Source organism: Pseudomonas sp. FSL L8-0168 (assembly GCF_037976155.1).
In the GTDB taxonomy this organism is placed as follows: Bacteria; Pseudomonadota; Gammaproteobacteria; order Pseudomonadales; family Pseudomonadaceae; genus Aquipseudomonas; species Aquipseudomonas paracarnis.
Genome location: NZ_CP150262.1, coordinates 981,277 through 1,003,693, shown reverse-complemented (window position 1 = coordinate 1,003,693; position 22,417 = coordinate 981,277). Strand labels below are relative to the sequence as shown.

Sequence of the window (22,417 nt, the reverse complement as noted above, 5' to 3'; positions counted from 1 at the left end):
TCGGAACTTGTGCATGACCTGACGGGCCGGATCGGTCATTTCTGGTACTGATGGTGTGCAAAGTAGCAAGATTTTCTACCGAAAATCCTAGGTTGCCCAAGTTGCAACCGACACCCTGCTTACCGATGACCGAATATGTCGCAGCGTCGCAAGCAGCGTTCTTCCTACACTCGTTAAGCTGCGCAACGGATGTGCCCTGTGCCAGGCGCCTGACCTGCCCGTCGTATCGTCATCTGGCCAATGGCATGCCGTATGGAAGTTGTATGTGACCTGACTGTCCTGTCCAGCTTCACCCACCTGTCACCCTGATTCGTTTAAGGTGCTTGTCAGCACACCAGCGAACAGAGCTGACGGTCTCCCCGCAAGGGGATAACACGCGACGCTTTCATCAATAACAAGCCCAAGCGGAGTACCACAGATGGCGTTCTTCACCGCAGCCAGCAAGGCCGACTTCCAGCACCAACTGCAAGCGGCACTGGCGCAGCACATCAGCGAACAGGCACTGCCACAAGTGGCGCTGTTCGCTGAGCAATTCTTCGGCATCATTTCTCTGGACGAACTGACCCAGCGTCGCCTTTCCGACCTGGCCGGTTGCACCCTGTCTGCCTGGCGCCTGCTTGAGCGCTTTGATCACACCCAACCGCAAGTGCGGGTCTACAACCCCGATTATGAGCGTCATGGCTGGCAATCGACGCATACTGCGGTCGAAGTGCTGCACCATGACCTGCCCTTTCTGGTCGACTCGGTACGCACCGAGCTGAATCGCCGTGGCTACAGCATCCATACCTTGCAAACCACCGTGCTCAGCGTGCGTCGCGGCAGCAAGGGCGAGCTGCTGGAAATCCTGCCCAAGGGCACCCAGGGCGACGGCATTCTGCAAGAATCGCTGATGTACCTGGAGATCGACCGCTGCGCCAATGCCGCCGAACTGAACGTGCTGAGCAAAGAGCTTGAGCAGGTACTGGGCGAAGTGCGCGTAGCCGTGGCCGATTTCGAACCGATGAAAGCCAAGGTTCAGGACCTGCTCGCCGGTATCGACGCCAGCGCGTTCGCCATCGACGGCGAAGAAAAAGCCGAGATCAAGAACTTCCTCGAATGGCTGGTGGGCAACCACTTCACCTTCCTGGGCTACGAAGAGTTCGTGGTACGTGACGAGGCGGACGGCGGTCATATCGAATATGACGCCAGCTCCTTCCTCGGTCTGACCAAGCTGCTGCGCGCCGGCCTCACCGCCGAAGACCTGCGCATCGAGGACTACGCGGTGGCCTACCTGCGCGAGCCGACCGTACTGTCGTTCGCCAAGGCCGCCCACCCAAGCCGCGTGCACCGTCCGGCCTACCCGGACTACGTGTCGATCCGTGAGATCAGCGCCGACGGCAAGGTCATCAAGGAACACCGTTTCATGGGCCTGTACACCTCCTCGGTGTACGGCGAAAGCGTCCGGGTGATCCCTTACATCCGCCGCAAGGTCGCGGAAATCGAACGTCGTTCGGGCTTCCAGGCCAAGGCGCACCTGGGTAAAGAGCTTGCCCAGGTGGTGGAAGTATTGCCCCGTGACGACCTGTTCCAGACTCCAGTCGACGAGCTGTTCAGCACCGTGATGTCAATCGTGCAGATCCAGGAACGCAACAAGATCCGCGTGTTCCTGCGCAAAGACCCCTACGGTCGTTTCTGCTACTGCCTGGCGTACGTGCCACGCGACATCTACTCCACCGAAGTGCGCCAGAAGATCCAGCAAGTGCTGATGGACCGTCTGAAGGCCTCGGACTGCGAGTTCTGGACCTTCTTCTCCGAGTCCGTCCTTGCCCGTGTGCAACTGATTCTGCGAGTTGACCCGAAGAACCGCCTGGACATCGACCCGCTGCAACTGGAAAAAGAAGTGGTGCAGGCCTGCCGCAGCTGGCAGGACGACTACGCCAGTCTGGTCGTGGAAAGCTTCGGCGAAGCCCAGGGCACCAACGTGCTGGCGGATTTCCCTAAGGGCTTCCCGGCCGGCTACCGCGAGCGTTTCGCTGCGCATTCGGCTGTGGTCGACATGCAGCACCTCAACAGTTTGACCGAAGCCAACCCGCTGGTGATGAGCTTCTATCAGCCGCTGGGCCAGGTCTCCGGTCAGCGTGAGCTGCATTGCAAGCTCTACCACGCTGACACCCCGCTGGCGCTGTCCGACGTACTGCCGATCCTGGAAAACCTCGGCCTGCGCGTGCTGGGCGAGTTTCCGTATCGCCTGCGCCATGCCAATGGCCGTGAGTTCTGGATTCATGATTTTGCGTTCATCGCCGCCGAAGGCGTGAACCTGGATATCCAGCAGCTCAACGACACCCTGCAGGATGCGTTCGTGCACATCGTGCATGGCGATGCCGAGAACGATGCGTTCAACCGCCTGGTCCTCACCGCCGGCCTGCCATGGCGCGACGTGGCGCTGCTGCGTGCCTATGCCCGTTACCTGAAGCAGATTCGCCTGGGCTTCGACCTGGGTTACATCGCCAGCACCCTGAACAACCACACCGACATCGCCCGCGAGTTGACCCGGCTGTTCAAGACCCGCTTCTACCTGGCGCGCAAGCTCACTGCCGACGACCTGGAAGACAAGCAGCAACGCCTGGAGCAAGCGATTCTCACGGCTCTGGACGACGTTCAGGTGCTCAACGAAGACCGCATCCTGCGTCGCTACCTGGACCTGATCAAGGCCACCCTGCGCACCAACTTCTACCAGACCGATGCCAACGGCCAGAACAAGTCGTACTTCAGCTTCAAGTTCGACCCGCGTGCCATCCCCGAGCTGCCCAAGCCAGTGCCGAAGTTTGAAATCTTCGTGTACTCGCCACGGGTCGAGGGCGTGCACCTGCGCTTCGGCAACGTCGCTCGTGGCGGCCTGCGCTGGTCTGACCGTGAAGAAGACTTCCGCACCGAAGTGCTTGGCCTGGTAAAAGCCCAGCAAGTGAAGAACTCGGTAATCGTGCCGGTGGGCGCCAAGGGCGGCTTCCTGCCGCGTCGCCTGCCATTGGGCGGCAGCCGGGACGAGATCGCGGCCGAAGGCATCGCCTGCTACCGCATCTTCATCTCCGGCCTGTTGGACATCACCGACAACCTGAAAGACGGCGCCCTGGTGCCGCCGGCCAACGTCGTGCGTCATGACGACGATGACCCGTACCTGGTGGTAGCGGCGGACAAGGGCACTGCAACCTTCTCCGACATCGCCAACGGCATTGCCATCGACTACGGCTTCTGGCTGGGCGATGCGTTCGCCTCCGGTGGTTCGGCTGGTTACGACCACAAGAAAATGGGCATCACCGCCAAGGGCGCATGGGTAGGTGTACAGCGTCACTTCCGTGAGCGCGGCATCAACGTGCAGGAAGACAGCATCACAGTGGTAGGCGTCGGCGATATGGCCGGTGACGTGTTCGGTAACGGCTTGTTGATGTCGGACAAACTGCAACTGGTCGCAGCCTTCAACCACCTGCATATCTTCGTCGACCCGAACCCGAACCCGGCCACCAGCTTCGTCGAGCGCAAGCGTTTGTTCGAACTGCCGCGTTCGGCCTGGACCGACTACGACACCAGCATCATGTCCGAAGGTGGCGGTATCTTCTCGCGCAGCGCGAAAAGCATTGCCATCTCGCCACAGATGAAAGAACGCTTCGACATCCAGGCCGATAAGCTGACCCCGACCGAACTGCTCAACGCCTTGCTCAAGGCGCCGGTGGACCTGTTGTGGAACGGCGGTATCGGTACCTACGTCAAGGCCAGCACCGAAAGCCATGCCGACGTGGGCGACAAGGCCAACGACGCGCTGCGCGTGAACGGCAACGAACTGCGCTGCAAGGTGGTGGGCGAGGGCGGCAACCTGGGCATGACCCAACTGGGCCGTGTGGAATTCGGCCTCAATGGCGGCGGTTCCAACACCGACTTCATCGACAACGCCGGTGGCGTGGATTGCTCCGACCACGAAGTGAACATCAAGATCCTGCTCAACGAAGTGGTGCAGGCCGGTGATATGACCGACAAGCAGCGCAACCAGTTGCTGGCGAGCATGACCGACGAAGTTGGCAACCTGGTGTTGGGCAACAACTACAAGCAGACCCAGGCCCTGTCCCTGGCTGCGCGCAAGGCTTACGAGCGTGCTGCCGAGTACAAGCGCCTGATGAGCGACCTGGAAGGCCGTGGCAAGCTGGACCGTGCCATCGAGTACCTGCCGACCGAGGAACAGCTTACTGAACGCGCCTCTGCCGGCAAGGGCCTGACCCGCCCGGAACTGTCGGTACTGATCTCGTACAGCAAGATCGACCTCAAGGAAGCACTGCTCAAGTCGCTGGTACCGGATGACGAGTACCTGACCCGTGACATGGAGACCGCGTTCCCACCGAGCCTGGTGGCCAAGTTCGGCGAAGCCATGCGTCGCCATCGTCTGAAGCGCGAGATCGTCAGCACCCAGATCGCCAACGACCTGGTCAACCACATGGGTATCACCTTCGTGCAGCGACTCAAAGAGTCGACCGGCATGAGCCCAGCGAACGTGGCGGGCGCTTATGTGATCGTGCGGGACATCTTCCATCTCCCGCACTGGTTCCGTCAGATTGAAGCCCTGGACCACCAGGTTTCCGCTGACGTGCAACTGGAGCTCATGGATGAACTGATGCGCCTGGGCCGTCGTGCTACGCGCTGGTTCTTGCGCAGCCGTCGCAACGAGCAAGACGCCGGGCGCGACACCGCGCACTTCGGTCCGCACCTGGCGGCGCTGGGCCTCAAGCTCGACGAACTGCTGGAAGGCCCGACCCGCGAAGGCTGGCAGAACCGCTACCAGGCCTACACCCAGGCCGGCGTACCAGAGTTGTTGGCGCGCATGGTTGCAGGCACTACCCACCTGTACACCTTGCTGCCGATCATCGAAGCCGCCGACGTGACCGGGCATGACGCCGCCGAAGTGGCCAAGGCCTACTTCGCCGTCGGCAGCGCCCTGGACCTGCCTTGGTACCTGCAGCAGATCAGCGATCTGCCAGTGGCCAACAACTGGCAAGCCCAGGCCCGCGAAGCCTTCCGCGACGACGTGGACTGGCAGCAACGGGCGATCACCATTTCGGTCCTGCAAATGGCCGATGCGCCACAAGACATGGAAGCCCGCGTGGCCCTGTGGCTTGAGCAGCATCAGGACATGGCGGATCGCTGGCGTGCCATGATGGTGGAAATTCGTGCCGCAGTGGGCACGGACTACGCCATGTACGCGGTGGCCAACCGTGAGTTGCTGGACCTGGCGTTGAGCGGTCAGTCGGTGGTGCAACCGGCTTGATGCCTCGCTAAACCAAAAGCCCCCGCATCCTGAGATGCGGGGGCTTTTTTATTTGATCTGGAATGCGATCAATGTGGGAGCTGGCTTGCCTGCGATAGCGGCGGGTCAGTTAATAATTTGGTCACTGATACACCGCTATCGCAGGCAAGCCAGCTCCCACAGTTTTAACTTTACTCACTTGGCGTCAGTGGTGTTTGAGTAGTCGGGTTTCCAGGTGATCCAGGTGCTGGGTCATCAGGGCGACGGCCGTGTGAGCGTCGCGCTGTTCCACGGCATCCACAATCGCCACATGCTCCTGCCACGCGCAATAGGTGCAGGCTTTTACTTCAAATTGCGCAATGATCAACGACGTCAACGGCACCAGGCTGTTGAGAAACTGCGCCAACGGCGCATTGCCTGCCATGTGCGCCAGTTGCAGATGAAACTCTCCCGAAAACCGGATCGCCGGCCCCCGTTGGTCACGCTCAATGGCGTCGCGCTCCTGTGCAATCAGCTCGCGCAGTTGGCGAATCTGCATCGCTGTGGCTTGGGCGCAGGCCAGTTGCACCACGGTCATTTCGGTGAGACGCCGTGCTTCCAGAATCTGCCGTGTGTGCTGGGCATCCGGCGCGGCGACCTGGGCGCGCTGGTTGGGGCGCAGGATGACCACTTGCTGATGGGACAGCTTGGCGAGCACTCGGCGAATCACGCTGCGGCTCACGCCAAAGAGTTCGCCCAGGCCTTCTTCGGTGAAGCGGCTGGCGGGCGCAATGCGTTGCTCAAGAATGGCGTCGAACAAGCGTGGGTAGATATCGTCCACCGAGGGCTTTTTTTCGGGCGTCCAGCGTAGGGACGTGAGGGTGGAGTCGCGTTGCAGGGCGTGAGCGTTCATGGCCGGTCTCCGAAAATCAACTGCCCAGATGGTCGTCCGGGATATTCAAGCGAATGCCCATGCGCAGGCCTTCCTGCAGGATGTGCCGACGCATTTCGGCACTGGCCAGGGCGCTGTTCTTGTTGCGGATGGCGCGTACCACGGCCTCGTTCTCTTGCAGGCGTTCGGCCAGGTGTTCAGGGGAGTTGCGCAGTACCTGGGCGCTTTGTTTGAGCGCGGTGCTGGTTTGCTGCACCACGTTCTGGAAGATCGGGTTGGAGGTCAGGGCGAACAATTCTTCATGGAAGTCGATATAGGCGTTCATGCCGGCTTCGGCATCGCCGGCATCGAGGGCCTCGCGCATGTCCATCAGGGTCAGGCGCAGTTGGCCGATTTCCTTGCTGCTGATGGACTGGGCCACCAGGCCGACGATGAAGGGTTCGAGGGTGTAGCGCAGTTGCAGGATGTCCTCGAGGCTGGCATCGGCCACGGCGTCGCTCGATTGCGGCTCGCTGACGCTGGTTTCCAGCACGACCACGCCTTTGCCGGGCATGGAGCGCACCAGGCCGAGGGTCTCCAGCACGATTACCGCTTCGCGCAGGCTCGGGCGGCTGATGCCTAGCTGTTCGGCCAGTTCGCGTTGACCGGGCAGCATTTCACCGCGGCGCCACTGGCCTCGCGCCAAGGCGGCGCGCAGTTTTTCTACCACTGAATTGACGACGGTTGAAGTGCTGATCACGTCGAAGGCTCCTTGATGTTGCTCATACAGTATTCAGTCTGGCGAAGGTCCAGTGTGGGAGCTGGCTGGCCTGCGATGACTGAGTGTCAGGCACTACAGTTGACGCTGACCCACCGCTATCGCAGGCAAGCCAGCTCCCACATTGGATGGGTGTTGTCCTAGAACTCCTGATGCGCCGGCAGTACCGGCTTCTTGGCCTGGAAGGCATAGCCTTGCTGGCCGTCGAGCACCTTGTTGGCGCGCTGGATATCAATGTCTTTTTCCCAGCGTGCAATCGCCACGGTGGCCACGCAGTTGCCGATCAGGTTGGTCAGCGCACGGCCGATGCCCATGAACCAGTCCACGGCCAGCACCAACACTAGGCCGACCACCGGAATCGCCGGAATCGCTGTGAGCGTTGCCGCCAGAATCACCAATGCCGAGCCTGGAATGCCGTGGGCGCCCTTGGAGGTGATCAACGATACCAGGAGGATGGTCAGCAAGTCGGTCATCGACAGCGGTGTGCCGGTGGCGTTGGCGATAAACACGATAGCCAGGGTCAGGTAGATGGAAAAACCGTCGAGGTTGAACGAATAGCCGGTGGGAATCACCAGGCCCACGGTGGAGCTGCCGATGCCCAGGTGTTCCAGTTTACGCATGATCTGCGGCAACACCGCGTCGGACGACGCGGTGCCCATCACGATCAGCAGTTCTTCGCGCAGGTACTTGAGCAGCGGCAACATGCGCAGGCCCGACAGGCGCATCACCAGCCCGAGGATCACCGCCACAAAGGCAAAACAGGTCAGGTAGAAAAGCCCCACCAGGCTGCCCAGGTGTTGCAGTGAATCGAGGCCATAGGTGCTGGTGGTGAACGCGATGGCACCGAATACGCCAATCGGCGCCAGGCGCACGATCATGCCCATGATGCGGAAGATCACATGGCTCAATTCGTTGATCAGTCGCGAAATCCCGCTGGCCGCTTCGCCCACCAGGTTCAGCGCGCTGCCGAACAACACCGAAAACAACAGCACTTGCAGCACGTTATTATCGGCAAAGGCGCCGACTACCGAGTTGGGGATCAACTCCATCAGAAACTGGCTGGTGCCGCGGATGTGCTGGCCCTTGTCCGCCAGTTCATTCAAACCGGCGGAAGAGAGTTGCTCCAGGTGAATATTGGCGCCGCTGCCGATGCCGGTGCTGAAGGCCATGATCAGGCCGAGCACCAGGGCGACGGTGGTCAGCATCTCAAAATAGATCACCGACTTGAGGCCGATGCGTCCGACCTTCTTCAAGTCGCCCGCGCCGGAAATACCGCTGACCACTACGCAGAACACGATCAGGCCGATCAGCATTTTGATCAGCTTGATAAAGCCGTCACCCAAAGGTTTGAGTTGCGAGGAGAATTCGGGAAGGGCCAGGCCGCAGACGATGCCGAGTATCAGGCCAATCACGACTTGCAGGAAAATCGAACGCGAGCACCATCTGAGCATGGGAGGGATCTCTATTCGGTGCCCTGGTGGTTCCAGGGCTTAATTGTTGTGGTCTTACCGGTAAGTCCAGTGCGGGGCCAGTCTACGCTCGGGTTTTTTCAAATCACAAGTAAATATTTGGCGGTTGGCAGGTCCCGGTCTGACCAGTTGGTCGGTAAGTACGATGCTTGAGCGGTTGGCGGGGATTAATTTTTTTTGCGTATCATCGCCTTGGGCATACGAGGTGATGGATGGATCAATCAGGGCTGACAACCGACGAAGCAGGGCGCATGTATTGCGCCTGGCGCACTGCAGCGCCTGCGTACCTGCATTACCACGACCACGAGTGGGGTGTGCCGGTGGCGGATGACATCGCGCTGTACGAGAAGATCTGCCTGGAGGGGTTTCAGGCGGGGATGGCGTGGATCACCATCCTGCGCAAGCGCGAAAACTTTCGGCAGGCGTTCGAGGGTTTTGATTTTCGCCGGGTGGCGCAGTACGGCGAGACGGACATCGAGCGGTTGATGAGCGAGCCGGGCATCGTGCGCAATCGGGCGAAAATCATCTCGGCCATCAACAACGCACGCCGGGCCTGTGAGCTGGTGGAGGAGACCGGTTCGCTGGCGCGCTGGCTGTGGGCGTTCGAACCCGGCGCGCAAGAGCGGCCGGCAGTGGTGGACATGGCTTACTGGACGGCCAATCCGACCTCAGCGGCTTCGGTGCGCTTGTCCAAGGCCCTGAAGAAACGCGGCTGGACCTTCGTCGGCCCGACCACGATGTATGCGTTGATGCAGGCGATGGGAATGGTCAATGATCATCTGGAGGGTTGTGAGTGCCGCCAGCGCATTGAACACCAGCGCAACCTGTTCAAACGTCCCTGACCAGATACGGTTAAAACTGTGGGAGCTGGCTTGCCTGCGATAACGGTGGGCCAGTAAAAGATGAGCTGGCGGGTCCACCGCTATCGCAGGCAAGCCAGCTCCCACATGGGTTTTGTGGTGTTGCTGATTATTTGGGAAGCGGGGTGAGTACCTCAGCTTTGTCATCCAGCACCATCACCACCAGCAGCTTGGCCGGTTGGGTCTGGCTGGCATTGCTTGACTCAAAATGCCGCGAGCCGGCCGGTTCGTAGAACGATTGCCCGGCTTTGTAGGTGATCGCCTTTTCATCATTGACCCGCGAGGTGATCTCGCCTTCGAGCACATAAGCCACGGCGGTGCCGGTGTGGCTGTGGGGCACGGTGGCCTGGCCGGGGGCGTAGTCCACGGTGAGCATGATGGTTTTCTTGCCCGGCACGTTGGTCAAGGCGTGCTCTTGCAGCACCTTGAGCGTTTCCTGGTTGTAGACCGGGTCGTGGGCAAATGCACTGAGGGAGGCGAGCATCAGGGTGGCAGCGAATAAGCGTTTCATGATGAGGGTTCCATCGGGTGAAAGACCGCTTCACCCTACGCCGCCGAGGGCTTGCCACCAATGACCAATGCGCCGGAAAACTGCCTAGCCAATCTGCAGGAGAATATCGCGGACCTTGTCCAGCGCCGGGTCGATGTCCAGGGTCTCGATGGCGCCGAACCCCAGAATCAGCCCCGAGCGCACCGGCTTGTCGTGAAAAAACACGTCCAAGGGATATAAACCCACCTCAACCTGGCGCGCCCGTTCCATCAGCAATGGAATATTCACCGGCACCTTGCACAGGGCCGCCAGGTGAAAGCCCGCCACCGTCGGTACTGCCTCGAACCACGGCGACAGATCGCCCGCCAGACGCTGCAGGATGCGTTCGCGACGCCCCGCATAGACCCCGTGACAGCGGCGAATATGCTTGAGCAGGTAGCCTTCGCTGATGAACTTGGCCAGTGCCCACTGCGGCAAGGTAGCGCTGTGCTGGTCGGTCAATTGCTTGGCCTTGAGCACCGCACCATAAATGGCCGGCGGCAGCACCGCGTAGCCCAGGCGCAACTCCGGCGACAGGGTTTTGGAAAAGGTGCCGACGTAGGTGACCACGCCTCGGGTATCCATGCTTTGCAGGGAGTCGGTGGGGCGGCCTTCGTAGCGGAATTCGCTGTCGTAATCGTCTTCGATGATGATCGCGCCGAGCGCAATGGCGCGGTCCAGCAGGGCCTCGCGCCGCGCCTGGCTCATGGGCATGCCGAGGGGGAACTGGTGGGACGGCGTCACATAGATCAGGCGCGTGCCATCCGGGATCTGGTCGACCTGCAGGCCCTGTTCGTCGACGGCAACACTGGCGACGCGGGCGCCCATCGCGACGAACAATTGGCGTGCGGGGCTGTAACCGGGGTCTTCCATCGCGACCAGGCTGCCGGGTTCAAGCACCACGCGGGCAAGCAGGTCCAGCGCCTGCTGTGCGCCGTTGGTGACCACGATATCGCGGGCGCCGCATTTGACCCCGCGGGAAAACGCGATATGCCCGGCGATGGCATCGCGCAGGGCGGGCACGCCTTCTGGCTGGCTGTAAAAACCACTGTTCTGGGCGATGCGACGCAACGCATCCTGGGTGCAACGCCGCCATTCATCCTGTGGGAATTGGTGGCGTGTCGTCGCGCCACCGATAAATTCGTAGCGCAGGATCTCCTCGCGGGCGGGGTGGCCCATGGGTGAGGGCAGTGCCGCCCATTTGCCCAGGTTGGCGGCACATGCCAGGTCGGTGGCGGTTTGCACGCGGTCGGGCTGTGGCGCCCAGGCATTGACGAAAGTACCGCGGCCGATCTTGCCAATCAGCAGGCCCTCGTAGGTCAAGGTGGCGTAGGTGTCCGACACGGTCTTGCGCGAGATGCCCAGTTGTTCGGCGAGCAGTCGGCTGGGGGGCAGCTGTGCGCCTGCCGACAGCCGCCCGGTGGCGATGGCTTCGCGCAACTGCTGGTAGAGCTGTTCGGCCAGGTCCTTGCGGCCATTGATTACCACGTGCAGTTCCATGTTTCATCCCAAGGCTTCACTCCGCGCCAAGATTACTCGCTTGCGCTATGGGCTCAAACTATCTGTGCGTCAATTGCCGGTACGCATAAGCATCTACCGTTGCCTGGGTCCTGTTGGCCGCCACTATCCCTGTTTACGTCGTGGCATAGGGAGGCGGACGCATGGCGACAATCGAAACACCTGCGAAAAAAAGGCAAGCAGCATTGCTTGCCCTGGATCAGAGCCTGGGGCCATTGGTTGTGGGCGAGCTGACTGTCCAGCGTAGAGACCTTGCCGCCATGGGGGCCTATATGGCGGGAAAACCGGTAAAGGCCCATCACCTGGCGGTACGCGAAGCAGACCAGACGCTGCTTGATGCGATCCGATTCTCGGCATCCAGACTGCATCGGTGTCTGCGCAGGAATGACTCGGTCAGTGACAACAGTGCCGCGCTGTTATTCGAGTTCGCGGCATTGCGTTCGCTACAGGCACCACCTCTGCTGTTGGCGAAGCCGGGAGACGAACATCCTGGTGCAGTCGGCAAGCTCGATAACCTGTTGCGTTCAGTACAGAAAACCAATCTCAACCAAGCGGCGCAGTTGGAGGGAATGCCTCGCTGGGTCGAGCCGAAGAAAAGCCGAAGCCTGGCGGTCATGGGCGCGGGGCTTGCAGCTTACGGGTATTACAGCGCAATCAGCGCCTTGGCCGAGGCGATCAAAACCGGCGACATCAATAGGTCGGTGGTCACCGGCGCTGAGTTATTGGCCAACCTCACAGGGGCTGCACTGGAGCTGGCGCTGGAAAAACTCGGCAGACGGCTGCTGGAAAACGGTCGCAAGGTATTTGCAGGTTTCAGCACCAGTTGCCTTGGCCAGGCCCTGCGACGGGGGGCCAGCCTGTTTGCGTTGGTGCTGACGTTGCCCTTTGATTATCTCAATGCCAAGGAGTCGTTCGCCAAGGCAGCCAAGAGTACCGGCAAGGAAGCCATGGACCATTACGTCAATGCCGGCTTCAGTATTGTGAGCGCCAGCGTGGCTGTGGCCCTGAGTGCCGCTGCGTTGGCCGGGTTCAGCGTGGCCGGCCCGCTGGGCATTGCCGCCGCTGCCGTACTGATCTTTGGCACGCAACTCTATGCTGCGGTTCGTCAGGTGGATGACATTGATGATTACATCGAACTGAGTATCTTCGAGCGCCTGCACGCGGGCTGGTTGGCCTTTCAAGGCAAGGAGCAGGAGAGGGCCATACGCGATCGGTACGTCGTGGCCCGGATGGAACAACAGTATGCGCAGCAACTGGAGGAGCAGGCCGATGCCTGGCTTAAAGGCGCGCTCAAAGGCACCGTGCAGGCGGTGGTCAATGGCGGGTTTGAGGTGCGGTTGAGGCCAGTCCGCCATTGGAAGCGCCGCTGGAACGAGGCCGAGGGTGAAGATCCGTACATCGATACCACAGAGCCCACGGTGATTGACCAAGATGATGAAGTCGATGCGTCCAATACCCCGGTTGACCGTCTGCCGGGTGCGGTGTTTGACAGTACTGCCGTGGATGCGGCTGTGCTCTGGCAACTGGGGGGAGGTAATGACAAGGTCAAAGGTTCGACTGGCAACCCGAACATTTTCCGCTTCGGTGAAGGCCACAAGCAGCTCACCGGGGGCGCCAAGAACGACCTGTTCAGGTATGACATGCCGACGGCCATACTGGACGAAACCGATGCGAATAGCCCGGCCAGCGAGCTGCGTGGCGAGGAGGGCAGCGATACGCTTTACCTGGCCAACTCGACAATTTATGAGGACGGGACGGCAGGTTATGCCATCGACCTGCAGGCGGGCACTGTGGTGCGGCGCAAGGATATCGACAAGTCGCCGCCTTATCCTTCGATCAGCCTGGACTCGATAGAAAATATCTACACCCCAACCGGGCTTGCCAGCCACGTCAAGGGTTCAGCACAGGCCAATACCCTGGTCGCCGCCGGTCACAACGATCGGATCGAAGCCGCAGAGGGCAACGATACAGTGATTGTGCTGGGCGCTGGCGCCTGGGTGGACGGTGGGGCGGGCAAGGACCGTTATGTGATTGCCAGCAACCCTGGCGCGGTGACATTGCATGAGCAGGACTGGGCCGAGGGCTCTGTGATTGAGATGCGCTGGCCGTTGGCGTCTATCAGCAGTTGGCGTATCCAGGGCTGTGCGCTGGTCATCGTGGCGTGGAGGGGCGTGGACGGCGAACTGCCGGAGCAAGTCATCAAGCTTGAGCGGCTCTATACGTCCAGTGATGAGCTGCGCCGCTTGAACACGCACAACCTGCTGTTTCTCACGGAGGACGGCTATATGCTTGAGCCGATCCTTGAACCGGTGTTGATGGGCAGCGAGGACGCTAACGTCACCGTTGCCGTGAGAGCGGGCGGCCAGGACGTCAGCCTGGACAAGGTGTTGGGCGCTGGCACGTTCGTGGTGCCCCATGGGCGTTCTACGCGTGGGTTCGTCGAACGCGGGCCAGGTGCAAAGGTGCTCGATGTTCGCCTCAAGGGCGACACCACCGCGTGCGTGCTGTACGTGGACTATTCGTCGCGGGAGATTCTCCAGGCCTTGGCCCATTACCGCGTGACCCTGCGCAGGACGGGGCATTTCGATTCGCTGACCTACAGCGACGTGAGATTGACCATCAGGTTCATCGACGGCAGCCAATTGGTCCTCGCCCACTATGCCAGCGATCGTTCTTCGGCGCGCACCAACGTGACCTCAAACATCATCGCGGTGGCTTTGACGCTGGACTGCCGATTCGTGCTGGTCATGAATGACGGCGTCTCATACCGCGTGCAGGCGGCCCAGCAATCCTATATCCAAGACCGTGCCTCGCCCGGGTTCAAGACCTTCGATGGCAGCTCTGCCTTGATAGAAAAGCCCGGCGTGCACGGGTTTTTTCGACCGCACAGCGCCAAGGGCATCTGGTTGCAATCGGTGCAACAGAAAGTCGTTATTCCTGTACCGCCCCATTACCAGAGGCCTTATGCGCTGATGGGGCGCTCATCGACCTACGAGGTCGTGCCCAGCGCAGGCTCAACGATTGCCCTGTCCACGCCGGGGGCGTTGGCCAAAACGGCGGACGCGTCGTTCTGGCGGATCAATACCGCCGGTCTTGGCGAGTTGATTGAGCGGGCGCATATCGCCCTGATCAACGACACGCTGACCGTTGGCAGCGTGACAGTGTTGCTGCCTCCCGTGACAGACCCTTCGATACCGCTGGAACAGGTCAGCGTACACACCCTGCAGGGCGAGCAGTACGACATTCGCCAGGACCTGGGCGCGATCTGCCTTGTGCAACTGGATGCTTGCCGTTATTCGAGCATCGATGAGGTGCTGGGTGCGCTGCGCCGTTCTCGCCAGTGGACGACCGTGATGGTGCGTCAGTTGCGTATCGTCGGCCTTGAGCTGGAGGACGGTACGGTGTCAGGTATTCATTACGATGCAGGTCGCGATTGCTGGGGAGCGGACGCTGATCCCCAGCGCACTGTGACGTCTGCGCAACTGCGGTTTATCGGTGCCGATTCAGTTTGATAGATCATTGAAAAGGGATTTTTTATGCAGCAAAAACCTCAATCACCCAGGACCGCGCATGTATCACCCTCACGTATCGGCTTGGGTGCCGACACCGTCATGGTCAGGGACTATGGCCGTCAGGTTCCTTCCCTTCAGCCTGTGAATCAAGGCGTGCAGCGCACCGGGCACGGCGACGCGCTTGGGGTCGCGCACATAAGTGCGCTGGATCTGCCTGGGCCGCTGCCGCCGCAGGCAGTGTGGGTAACGGGCGATGCGCTTGGGCCCGCAAATGCCGAGGGTATTCGTCAGGCTGCCGGCCGCAGTTACATTGATCTGGATACCGGGCAGACAGTGCAAGTGGACTATCACCCGGCCAGCGGCACTTATCACCCGCGTTTGGCTCATCAACTGGCGGCCAGCCCATCTGCTGTCAGCAGAGTGGGGGGCACTTGGACCTGGACCGGCGTGACGACGGCGGCTCATGCCAGTGCATCGGTGTCGATGCCGATGGCCGCCGCCGTGCCGCGGGATCCACGGTTGGATCTGCAGCTTTACGATGCACGAGGTGGGGGCGCAACGACGGGGCCGGCTATCCAGGGGAAAAGACAGTACGTCATGGGCGGGCAGAGCTACTACGGCGATGCCCGGTTCTCGTTGGCATCCTTCAAAGCGGGCGATAACAAACTTTACGTACCTGACGCGCGTGGGGTGTGGCAGCAAAGCGGGGCCATCACCGAAGACGGCATCATTCAGATCTCTGGTGACTCAATCGCCAGCTATCTGGAGGTGGGGGGCGTAGTGGTTCGCGTCGATCTTGATAGCACGAGAAATAAATACCAGATGATTCCCAATGCACACAGCCATGCGCCGGGTGTTTACCTGGATACCGGTGGCAGCCGTGCTTCGTGGGTGCCCGAGATGCGCTTGGGCAGCATCGGCGCCATCATTCGCGCGGCCCGCAAGGTTCTGGGCTACACCACTGTTACCAGTGATATGAGCCAGGGGGTGATGTCGACGCAGGACAGGCAAACGTACTGCTACATGCGCCAGTATGCGCGGCAGATGATTGCATTCGATAACCCGGCTATCCGCAATGCACCCGCGCACCTGCAAGATCGCAAGATTGATACGCATATCTGGACCCACGGTTATCCCTATGGTCGGCTGTTACAGGGGATACAGGCCAAGGCCGACGGCCTCGCTCTACCCATGGGCATTGTGCAGTTTGATCCGTTTCAAGGCATGGCCACCGTTGCGGTACGCCGTGAGGGCTCGTTCAATGTCGACGCAGTGGCCGCCAACGACCAGTTTCATTATCCCCATCGGCAAAGGCGCGCGGATGAAATAGCGTTGTTTGATCATTGGAAGACGCTGAGTATTCAGGATGCAAAGGGCCGTGGGCTTGCCAATGAGAAGATGTACCGCGCACTACTGGTCAATGATGGCTATCAAATCATCCCTGGTGGAACCTACGGTGGCGGTCAAAACGGTTTCGATCTGGTGTTCAAAGGGCCCGCGGGCGATGTCTACGTGCTTGAGGTCAAGCATGCCAAACCGCGCAATGTCAGCATGCAGAGGGTCTATGAGCATTTCCAGATGGAGGATGGTTGGGTTAGACGCGTGTTGAAGAAGTTGGACCGCAGTGATCCAGGGGCCAGGCAACAGGTAGCGGATGCGCTGGACCGTCAGCGGCTGTTCAAGGTGATTGGCGCGACCCTGCCAGACGGCAAACTGGTGCTATTCAAGATCGATATGAGCGGCGTGCGAGTCTGAGTCTGATGGCAGACGGCTCAGCCCCGTCTGCCACCGATGGCGCTTGGGGCGTCAGGACAAGAAACCACCGTCCACATTCAGCGAAACCCCAGTGGTATAGCTCGACGCATCACTGGCCAGGTACAGCACCGCGCCAGCCATTTCGCTGGGGTCGGCCACGCGCTTGAGCGGGATCTGGGCCAGGGCCATTTTCAGGATGGAATCATTCTTGACCAGCGCCGAGGCAAACTTGGTATCGGTCAGGCCCGGCAGCAGCGCGTTGCAACGGATTCCAAAGGCCGCACATTCCTTGGCAAACACCTTGGTCATGTTGATTACGGCGGCCTTGGTCACCGAGTAGATGCCCTGGAACACGCCCGGCGAGATGCCGTTGATCGAGGCCACGTTGATGATGCTGCCGCCGCCGTTCTCGCGCATCAGCTTGCCGGCTTCCACCGACATGAAGAAGTAACCACGGATATTCACGTCAACGGTCTTCTGGAATGCGCCCAGGTCGGTGTCCAGTACGTTGCAGAACTGCGGGTTGGTGGCAGCGTTGTTGACCAGGATATCCAGGCGGCCGAACTGTTCACGAATGCCGGCGAACACCTGGGTGATCTGCTCCATTTCACCAATATGGCAGGCAATGGCCGTGGCTTTGCCGCCCTCGGCGATGATCGCATCGGCCACGTGCTGGCAACCCGCCAGCTTGCGGCTGGAGACAATCACATGGGCGCCTTGCTGGGCCAGCAACTTGGCGATGGCTTCACCGATGCCACGGCTGGCGCCGGAAACAAACGCAATCTTGCCATCGAGGTCGAACAGGTTGGTCTTGGACATGAGGGTTCCTTGTAGTTGCACTCAGAGCGCTGATTTGCCGATGACATTCAGGCTCATCTGCTCCAGCAGTTTGTTCATGTGGATGAACTGCGCGAAGCGTTTGTCCTGGGTCTGGCCATGGAAGAAGCGGTAGTAGATCTGCTGCACAATCCCGGCCAGACGGAACAGGCCGTAGGTGTAATAGAAATCGAAATTGTCGATCTGGATGCCGGAGCGCTCGGCGTAGTAGTCGACAAACTGGCGGCGGGTGAGCATGCCGGGGGCGTTGCTCGGCTGGCGGCGCATCAGTTGCACCGGCGCCGGGTCCGCGGCCTCGATCCAGTAGGCGAGGGTGTTGCCCAGGTCCATCAACGGGTCGCCCAGGGTGGTCAGCTCCCAGTCCAGCACGCCGATGATCTGCATCGGGTTGTGCGGGTCGAGGATCACGTTGTCAAAGCGGTAGTCGTTGTGCACGATGCTGGAGGTGGAGTGATCGGCAGGCATCTTGTCGTTGAGCCAGGCGCGTACCGCCTCCCATTTTGGCGCATCGGGCGTCAGGGCTTTTTCATAGCGCTCGCCCCAGCCGCGAATCTGCCGCGCCACGTAGCCTTCGGGCTTGCCCAGGTCGGTCAGGCCGCAGGCGTGGTAGTCGACCTGGTGCAGTTCGACGAACTTGTCGATAAAGCTCTTGCACAAGGCTTCGGTGCGGGTAGCGTCCAGGCCCAGCTCAGCCGGCAGGTCGGAACGCAGGATGATGCCGTTGACGCGCTCCATCACATAGAACTCGGCGCCGATCACCGATTCATCGGTGCAGTGCACATAAGCCTTGGGGCAGTACGGGAAGCCATCTTTGAGCTGGTTGAGAATGCGGTATTCGCGGCCCATGTCGTGGGCAGACTTGGCCTTGTGACCAAACGGCGGGCGACGCAGCACAAATTCCTGGTCGGGGTATTCCAGCAGGTAAGTCAGGTTCGACGCGCCACCAGGGAACTGGCTGATTTTGACGGTACCGCTCAGGCCCGGAATATGAGCTTTGAGGTAGGGATCGATCAGGCTGGCATCAAGTTCTTCGCCTGGGCGAATCTGGGTCGATTGGTCGTTCAGCGCCATGCTTATCCCTTCTGCTTATTCTAAAGGCCTTGGACTATTTCCTAATCTAATGCGCATAGCCGCCCAGCGACAAGGTCGGGGCGGTTTAATAGGTTAGCGTGTTGAAGCGTGATCAGCGTGCCTGATTGGTCATTTTGCGGGCGCTGGCAAGGCCACCGGTGTAAGCACGGGGCGGCCGGCAAAGTATTCCACCAGGTTATCAGCGACGCGCTGCACCGTGTCATGGGCCGCTTCCGGGGACAGGCCGGCCACGTGGGACGTCAGCACGGTATTGCTCAGGCGCTTGAGGGCATCGGGCACTGCAGGCTCATCGTCAAACACGTCCAGCGCGGCGCCGCCGATGCGGCGCTGTTCCAACGCGGCGATCAGGTCGGCGGTCACCACTACGCTGCCGCGGCCGATGTTCACCAGATAGCCATTGGGCCCCAACGCATCCAGCGCATGTTTATCGATCAGATGGCGAGTGCCGGCCCCACCGGGCGTGGCCAGGATCAGGAAGTCCGAAGTGCGCGCCAGTTCGACGGCCGTTGAGCAGTAGGTGTAATCCACGTCATCGCGAGGTTGGCGGTTGTGATAGCTCACTTCCATGCCAAACCCGAGGGCGGCGCGCTTGGCGATTTCCATGCCCACGGCCCCCAGCCCGAGAATGCCCAGTTGTTTGCCGGCCAGGGAAGGGCGCATGACCTTCGGCCACTCGCTGCGGCGAACAGCGGCGTCGGTCTGAGGAATCCCGCGCACCAGTGACAACAGCAACGCCATGGCGTGATCAGCCACCGAGGGTGCGTTCACGCCGGCACCGTTAGTCACTACTATCCCGCGGTTGCTTGCCGCTTGCAGGTCCACATGTTCGTAGCCGGCGCCAATCACGCAGATGATCTCCAGTAATGGCAACGCGGCGATCTCTTCGGCATACAACCCAAGCGGCCCGCGGGTCAGCACGGCCTGAATCTGCCCCCCATGGGTCTTGATCGCTTGGGCGCGTTCAGTAGGCGTCGGCGCCAGGATCACATGAAAGTCGTTGCTCTCGATGATTTGCAGGTATTCGTTGATGGTTTCAACCAGGACCAGAACAGTGGTGGGCATCGCAAGGCTCTTCCTGAAGGGTTTGAGAGCATGAGTATGCGCCGAACCTACCCGTTATTGCGCTGACCTCCTGCAAGATTTCCGGATACGTCAAACCTGGCTGCGCAACCCAAACCCGCGCACCCAGGCTCCTTCGCTGTCGCGCCAGCTACTGAGTAGTCCCCGGTTGCCGTGCCTGGGCCCGCTCTCTTTGTGCAATCGGCATGAAATCGTAGGTCGGGAAGAATTCCGTCTTGTAGACACCCCACGCCGTGTTCTCGATGGCCAGGTTGACTTGAGCCAGGCGAGACGCCGGTAAACGCAGCACGATGACTTGCCCGATGCCCATGGTGATATTCCAACTGACGACTTCGACACCTTCCGGCGGGAAGACCTTGTGAAATTCCTGCTTGGCCAGTTGGGCTTTCAATTCGCCCAGCGGGCGTGATTGATCGTGTTTAAGAAACACGGTCAACATGACGGTGTTATCGGACGTGGCGGCGATGCTTTTGGTGGGCAGTGTCGTGTTGGCCTGTACCGTGGTTGCGCTGGGCAACAGTACGGCTACCAGCAGTGCAGGCATGAGTAGATATCTGAATGAAGCGTATGGATTCATCACAAGTGCCTCGTTTGTTATTGGTTTTTTATGGCTGGATATAAATGGGGTGTTTAACTAGTTTGACATCTGAGTCTTTATTGGTCCCGTGTAAGGCGCATGTACCACATAGATTCTAACGGGAGGGTTGGTCGCTACCATGTCGCGAGGGACTTCACGAGAATAGGTGAATTCGGTGTTGTCCAATTTTTCCAGCCTTCTGACGATGGTGCGATGCGGGCCAAGGTCGGGCACCAGGATGTGGGTCTGCTTGTCGCCAGTGACCAGGAAATAACCGCCCCCGCCATCAGGGCGTTTCGAGCGCCCTGTATCGGTGTAGAAAAATTCGTAACGATTGCGTTGCGGGTCCCACATTGAGATTCCGACCACGCCGGGGTATTTGGCCTTGACGTCGTTTTCTGGCTCGCCCTCTATATACACCTTGGTGGTCAACCATTGAGGCGAAGAGGCCAGGGCACGAACATCAGCCTCAACCGATTTCGCGTAACTTGACGGCGCGCCTAATAAACCCGCGAAAAACAGGCCGGTAAAAGCAAGGGTGAATCTTCGCATTATCAAACTCCTTACTGGTTGGTTAAGTGTTGTTATCGTCTTTGTCGGTCAGTGCTCGAAGATATTAGTGTGTGAATTTACGCGTGCTCAATAGCTATGTATGGTCCTGTAACAGTTGAGGGGTTGTATGACTAAGAATATGATTTTGAAGCGGGCTGCTTCTGAACTTGTTGTCGGACTCTTCTCGCAATAGGTGGCCTATTAAAACTTAGACGTAATGTTTGTACGACGTTTCAGCCATCCAAAACCTTCACGGGGGCGGCCACTTGACCAGCTGCTCCGCCTAACCATTCCTCAGCTAAGTCTTTGCTTCTCCAAGAGAATCCCGGACAATCCGGCCCTTGTTTCGGCCAGGGCGCTGCCTGTCAGGTTTTTCTGACTCGTGCTGGCCGTGTGAATGCGGAGATCCCACCGGATGAATGATCAGGCCAATAGCGTCGACGAACGCTATGCAACGACACCTGCAACGCTCACAAGCTGGAGCCGCCAGGACACTACCTGGATGCTCGGGCTATTCGGTACCGCCATTGGCGCCGGTACTTTGTTCCTGCCTATCAACGCGGGCCTGGGGGGCTTCTGGCCGCTGGTGATCCTGGCGTTGCTGGCCTTCCCGATGACGTTCTTTGCCCATCGTGGGCTGACCCGTTTCGTGCTGTCCGGGCGTGAAGGTTCCGACATTACCGACGTGGTTGAAGAGCATTTCGGTATCAAGGCCGGTGCACTGATCACCTTGTTGTACTTCTTTGCGATCTTCCCGATCCTGCTGATCTACAGCGTGGCGCTGACCAATACCGTCAGCAGCTTCATGGAGCACCAGCTGCATATCCTGCCGCCGCCCCGGGCCATCCTGGCGTTTGTGTTGATCTTGGGTCTGCTGGCCGTGGTGCGTTGCGGTGAGCAAGTGATCGTCAAGGCCATGAGCTTGATGGTGTACCCGTTTATTGTGGCCTTGCTGTTCCTGGCGGTGTACCTGGTACCGCACTGGAATGGCGGCATTCTCAGCACCGCCAGCGAAGTGCCGGCACCCTCGGCGCTGCTCAACACGTTGTGGCTGGCGATTCCGGTGATGGTGTTCTCGTTCAACCATTCACCGATCATCTCGGCCTTCGCGGTGGACCAGAAGCGCCAGTACGGCGCACACGCCGACGAGCGCAGCTCGCAGATCCTGTCCCGCGCGCACTTGCTGATGGTGGCGATGGTGCTGTTCTTCGTGTTCAGTTGCGTGCTGACCCTGTCGCCCGCGCAGTTGGCCGAAGCGAAAGCGCAGAACCTGTCGATCCTGTCGTACCTGGCCAACCACTTCGATAACCCGACGATTGCCTTTGCCGCACCGTTGATTGCGTTCGTGGCGATTGCCAAGTCGTTCCTGGGCCACTACATCGGCGCCAGCGAGGGCCTCAAGGGCCTGGTGGTCAAGACTGGCCGCCGCCCGGCACCCAAGACCCTGGACCGCATGACCGCCGCCTTCATGTTGGTGGTGTGCTGGATCGTCGCCACGCTTAACCCGAGCATCCTTGGCATGATCGAGACCCTGGGCGGGCCGATCATCGCGTCGATACTGTTCCTGATGCCGATGTACGCGATCCGCAAGGTCCCGGCCATGGCCAAGTACCGGGGGCAGGCCTCGAATGTGTTCGTGACGCTGGTCGGTCTGGTGGCCATTTCCTCACTGATTTACTCGCTGATTCCCTGAGGCGTTCGCAGCCGATGCCCCGGCTTTAAGCACAGGTGGGGATCACCCA

The 22,417-nt window shown here is 60.1% G+C and carries 15 protein-coding genes; 5 read left to right on the top strand and 10 right to left on the bottom strand.

Annotated features, from left to right (window positions below; translation table 11 throughout):
• The first annotated feature begins 418 nt into the window (after positions 1–418).
• Complete coding sequence (locus MHH62_RS04140; RefSeq protein ID WP_130174962.1) at positions 419–5,287, top strand: NAD-glutamate dehydrogenase; 4,869 nt, start codon at positions 419–421, stop codon at positions 5,285–5,287.
• Between the two features lie 184 nt (positions 5,288–5,471).
• Here MHH62_RS04140 and MHH62_RS04135 read toward each other — a convergent pair whose 3' ends face one another.
• The 3 genes from MHH62_RS04135 to MHH62_RS04125 form a co-directional block, all read right to left on the bottom strand.
• Positions 5,472–6,158, bottom strand: coding sequence for a GntR family transcriptional regulator (locus tag MHH62_RS04135; protein WP_014718316.1), 687 nt, complete (start codon positions 6,156–6,158; stop codon positions 5,472–5,474).
• A gap of 16 nt (positions 6,159–6,174) precedes the next feature.
• Positions 6,175–6,876 carry a FadR/GntR family transcriptional regulator gene (locus MHH62_RS04130; RefSeq protein WP_014718317.1) on the bottom strand — a complete coding sequence of 234 codons (702 nt, stop codon included), beginning with the start codon at positions 6,874–6,876 and terminating at the stop codon, positions 6,175–6,177.
• Positions 6,877–7,034: 158 nt separating this feature from the next.
• Positions 7,035–8,360, bottom strand: coding sequence for a C4-dicarboxylate transporter DctA (locus tag MHH62_RS04125; RefSeq protein ID WP_172832684.1), 1,326 nt, complete (start codon positions 8,358–8,360; stop codon positions 7,035–7,037).
• 215 nt (positions 8,361–8,575) lie between these two features.
• Between MHH62_RS04125 and MHH62_RS04120 the strand changes: the two genes are divergently transcribed.
• Complete coding sequence (locus tag MHH62_RS04120; protein ID WP_014718319.1) at positions 8,576–9,205, top strand: DNA-3-methyladenine glycosylase I; 630 nt, start codon at positions 8,576–8,578, stop codon at positions 9,203–9,205.
• Between the two features lie 127 nt (positions 9,206–9,332).
• Here the strand turns inward: MHH62_RS04120 and MHH62_RS04115 are convergent, their stop codons facing one another.
• Positions 9,333–9,734: a cupin domain-containing protein gene (locus MHH62_RS04115; RefSeq protein ID WP_014718320.1), complete on the bottom strand. Its 402-nt coding sequence runs from the start codon at positions 9,732–9,734 to the stop codon at positions 9,333–9,335.
• 84 nt (positions 9,735–9,818) lie between these two features.
• Complete coding sequence (locus MHH62_RS04110) at positions 9,819–11,252, bottom strand: PLP-dependent aminotransferase family protein (protein WP_014718321.1); 1,434 nt, start codon at positions 11,250–11,252, stop codon at positions 9,819–9,821.
• Between the two features lie 161 nt (positions 11,253–11,413).
• On the opposite strand from MHH62_RS04110, the gene MHH62_RS04105 reads away from it, so the two are divergent.
• Both MHH62_RS04105 and MHH62_RS04100 read left to right on the top strand, forming a co-directional pair.
• Positions 11,414–14,782, top strand: coding sequence for a calcium-binding protein (locus MHH62_RS04105; RefSeq protein WP_339232551.1), 3,369 nt, complete (start codon positions 11,414–11,416; stop codon positions 14,780–14,782).
• Positions 14,783–14,806: 24 nt separating this feature from the next.
• On the top strand, positions 14,807–16,537 hold the full coding sequence (locus MHH62_RS04100; RefSeq protein WP_339232550.1) for a hypothetical protein: 1,731 nt from the start codon (positions 14,807–14,809) through the stop codon (positions 16,535–16,537).
• A gap of 51 nt (positions 16,538–16,588) precedes the next feature.
• Here the strand turns inward: MHH62_RS04100 and MHH62_RS04095 are convergent, their stop codons facing one another.
• From MHH62_RS04095 to MHH62_RS04075, 5 genes are all read right to left on the bottom strand, one after another.
• Positions 16,589–17,356, bottom strand: a complete 768-nt coding sequence (locus MHH62_RS04095) for an SDR family oxidoreductase (protein ID WP_339232549.1) — start codon at positions 17,354–17,356, stop codon at positions 16,589–16,591.
• A 21-nt stretch (positions 17,357–17,377) separates the two neighbouring features.
• Complete coding sequence (locus MHH62_RS04090) at positions 17,378–18,445, bottom strand: phosphotransferase family protein (protein ID WP_339232548.1); 1,068 nt, start codon at positions 18,443–18,445, stop codon at positions 17,378–17,380.
• Positions 18,446–18,574: 129 nt separating this feature from the next.
• The gene (locus MHH62_RS04085; protein ID WP_339232547.1) at positions 18,575–19,528 is read right to left on the bottom strand and encodes a 2-hydroxyacid dehydrogenase; all 954 of its coding nucleotides are present in this window, start codon (positions 19,526–19,528) and stop codon (positions 18,575–18,577) included.
• A gap of 148 nt (positions 19,529–19,676) precedes the next feature.
• Complete coding sequence (locus tag MHH62_RS04080; RefSeq protein ID WP_020301515.1) at positions 19,677–20,090, bottom strand: hypothetical protein; 414 nt, start codon at positions 20,088–20,090, stop codon at positions 19,677–19,679.
• A gap of 90 nt (positions 20,091–20,180) precedes the next feature.
• On the bottom strand, positions 20,181–20,675 hold the full coding sequence (locus MHH62_RS04075; protein WP_339232546.1) for a DUF4822 domain-containing protein: 495 nt from the start codon (positions 20,673–20,675) through the stop codon (positions 20,181–20,183).
• A 415-nt stretch (positions 20,676–21,090) separates the two neighbouring features.
• Here MHH62_RS04075 and MHH62_RS04070 point away from each other — a divergent pair, with 415 nt between their 5' ends.
• The gene (locus MHH62_RS04070; protein WP_014718329.1) at positions 21,091–22,368 is read left to right on the top strand and encodes a serine/threonine transporter; all 1,278 of its coding nucleotides are present in this window, start codon (positions 21,091–21,093) and stop codon (positions 22,366–22,368) included.
• Positions 22,369–22,417 lie beyond the last annotated feature (49 nt).

Bases quoted from the DNA above. Each gene is read 5' to 3' on its own strand.
- MHH62_RS04140 (WP_130174962.1), top strand. From the start codon at position 419: ATGGCGTTCTTCACCGCAGCCAGCAAGGCCGACTTCCAGCACCAACTG.
- MHH62_RS04135 (WP_014718316.1), bottom strand. From the start codon at position 6,158: ATGAACGCTCACGCCCTGCAACGCGACTCCACCCTCACGTCCCTACGC.
- MHH62_RS04120 (WP_014718319.1), top strand. From the start codon at position 8,576: ATGGATCAATCAGGGCTGACAACCGACGAAGCAGGGCGCATGTATTGC.
- MHH62_RS04115 (WP_014718320.1), bottom strand. From the start codon at position 9,734: ATGAAACGCTTATTCGCTGCCACCCTGATGCTCGCCTCCCTCAGTGCA.
- MHH62_RS04110 (WP_014718321.1), bottom strand. From the start codon at position 11,252: ATGGAACTGCACGTGGTAATCAATGGCCGCAAGGACCTGGCCGAACAG.
- MHH62_RS04105 (WP_339232551.1), top strand. From the start codon at position 11,414: ATGGCGACAATCGAAACACCTGCGAAAAAAAGGCAAGCAGCATTGCTT.
- MHH62_RS04100 (WP_339232550.1), top strand. From the start codon at position 14,807: ATGCAGCAAAAACCTCAATCACCCAGGACCGCGCATGTATCACCCTCA.
- MHH62_RS04095 (WP_339232549.1), bottom strand. From the start codon at position 17,356: ATGTCCAAGACCAACCTGTTCGACCTCGATGGCAAGATTGCGTTTGTT.
- MHH62_RS04090 (WP_339232548.1), bottom strand. From the start codon at position 18,445: ATGGCGCTGAACGACCAATCGACCCAGATTCGCCCAGGCGAAGAACTT.
- MHH62_RS04085 (WP_339232547.1), bottom strand. From the start codon at position 19,528: ATGCCCACCACTGTTCTGGTCCTGGTTGAAACCATCAACGAATACCTG.
- MHH62_RS04080 (WP_020301515.1), bottom strand. From the start codon at position 20,090: ATGCCTGCACTGCTGGTAGCCGTACTGTTGCCCAGCGCAACCACGGTA.
- MHH62_RS04075 (WP_339232546.1), bottom strand. From the start codon at position 20,675: ATGCGAAGATTCACCCTTGCTTTTACCGGCCTGTTTTTCGCGGGTTTA.
- MHH62_RS04070 (WP_014718329.1), top strand. From the start codon at position 21,091: ATGAATGATCAGGCCAATAGCGTCGACGAACGCTATGCAACGACACCT.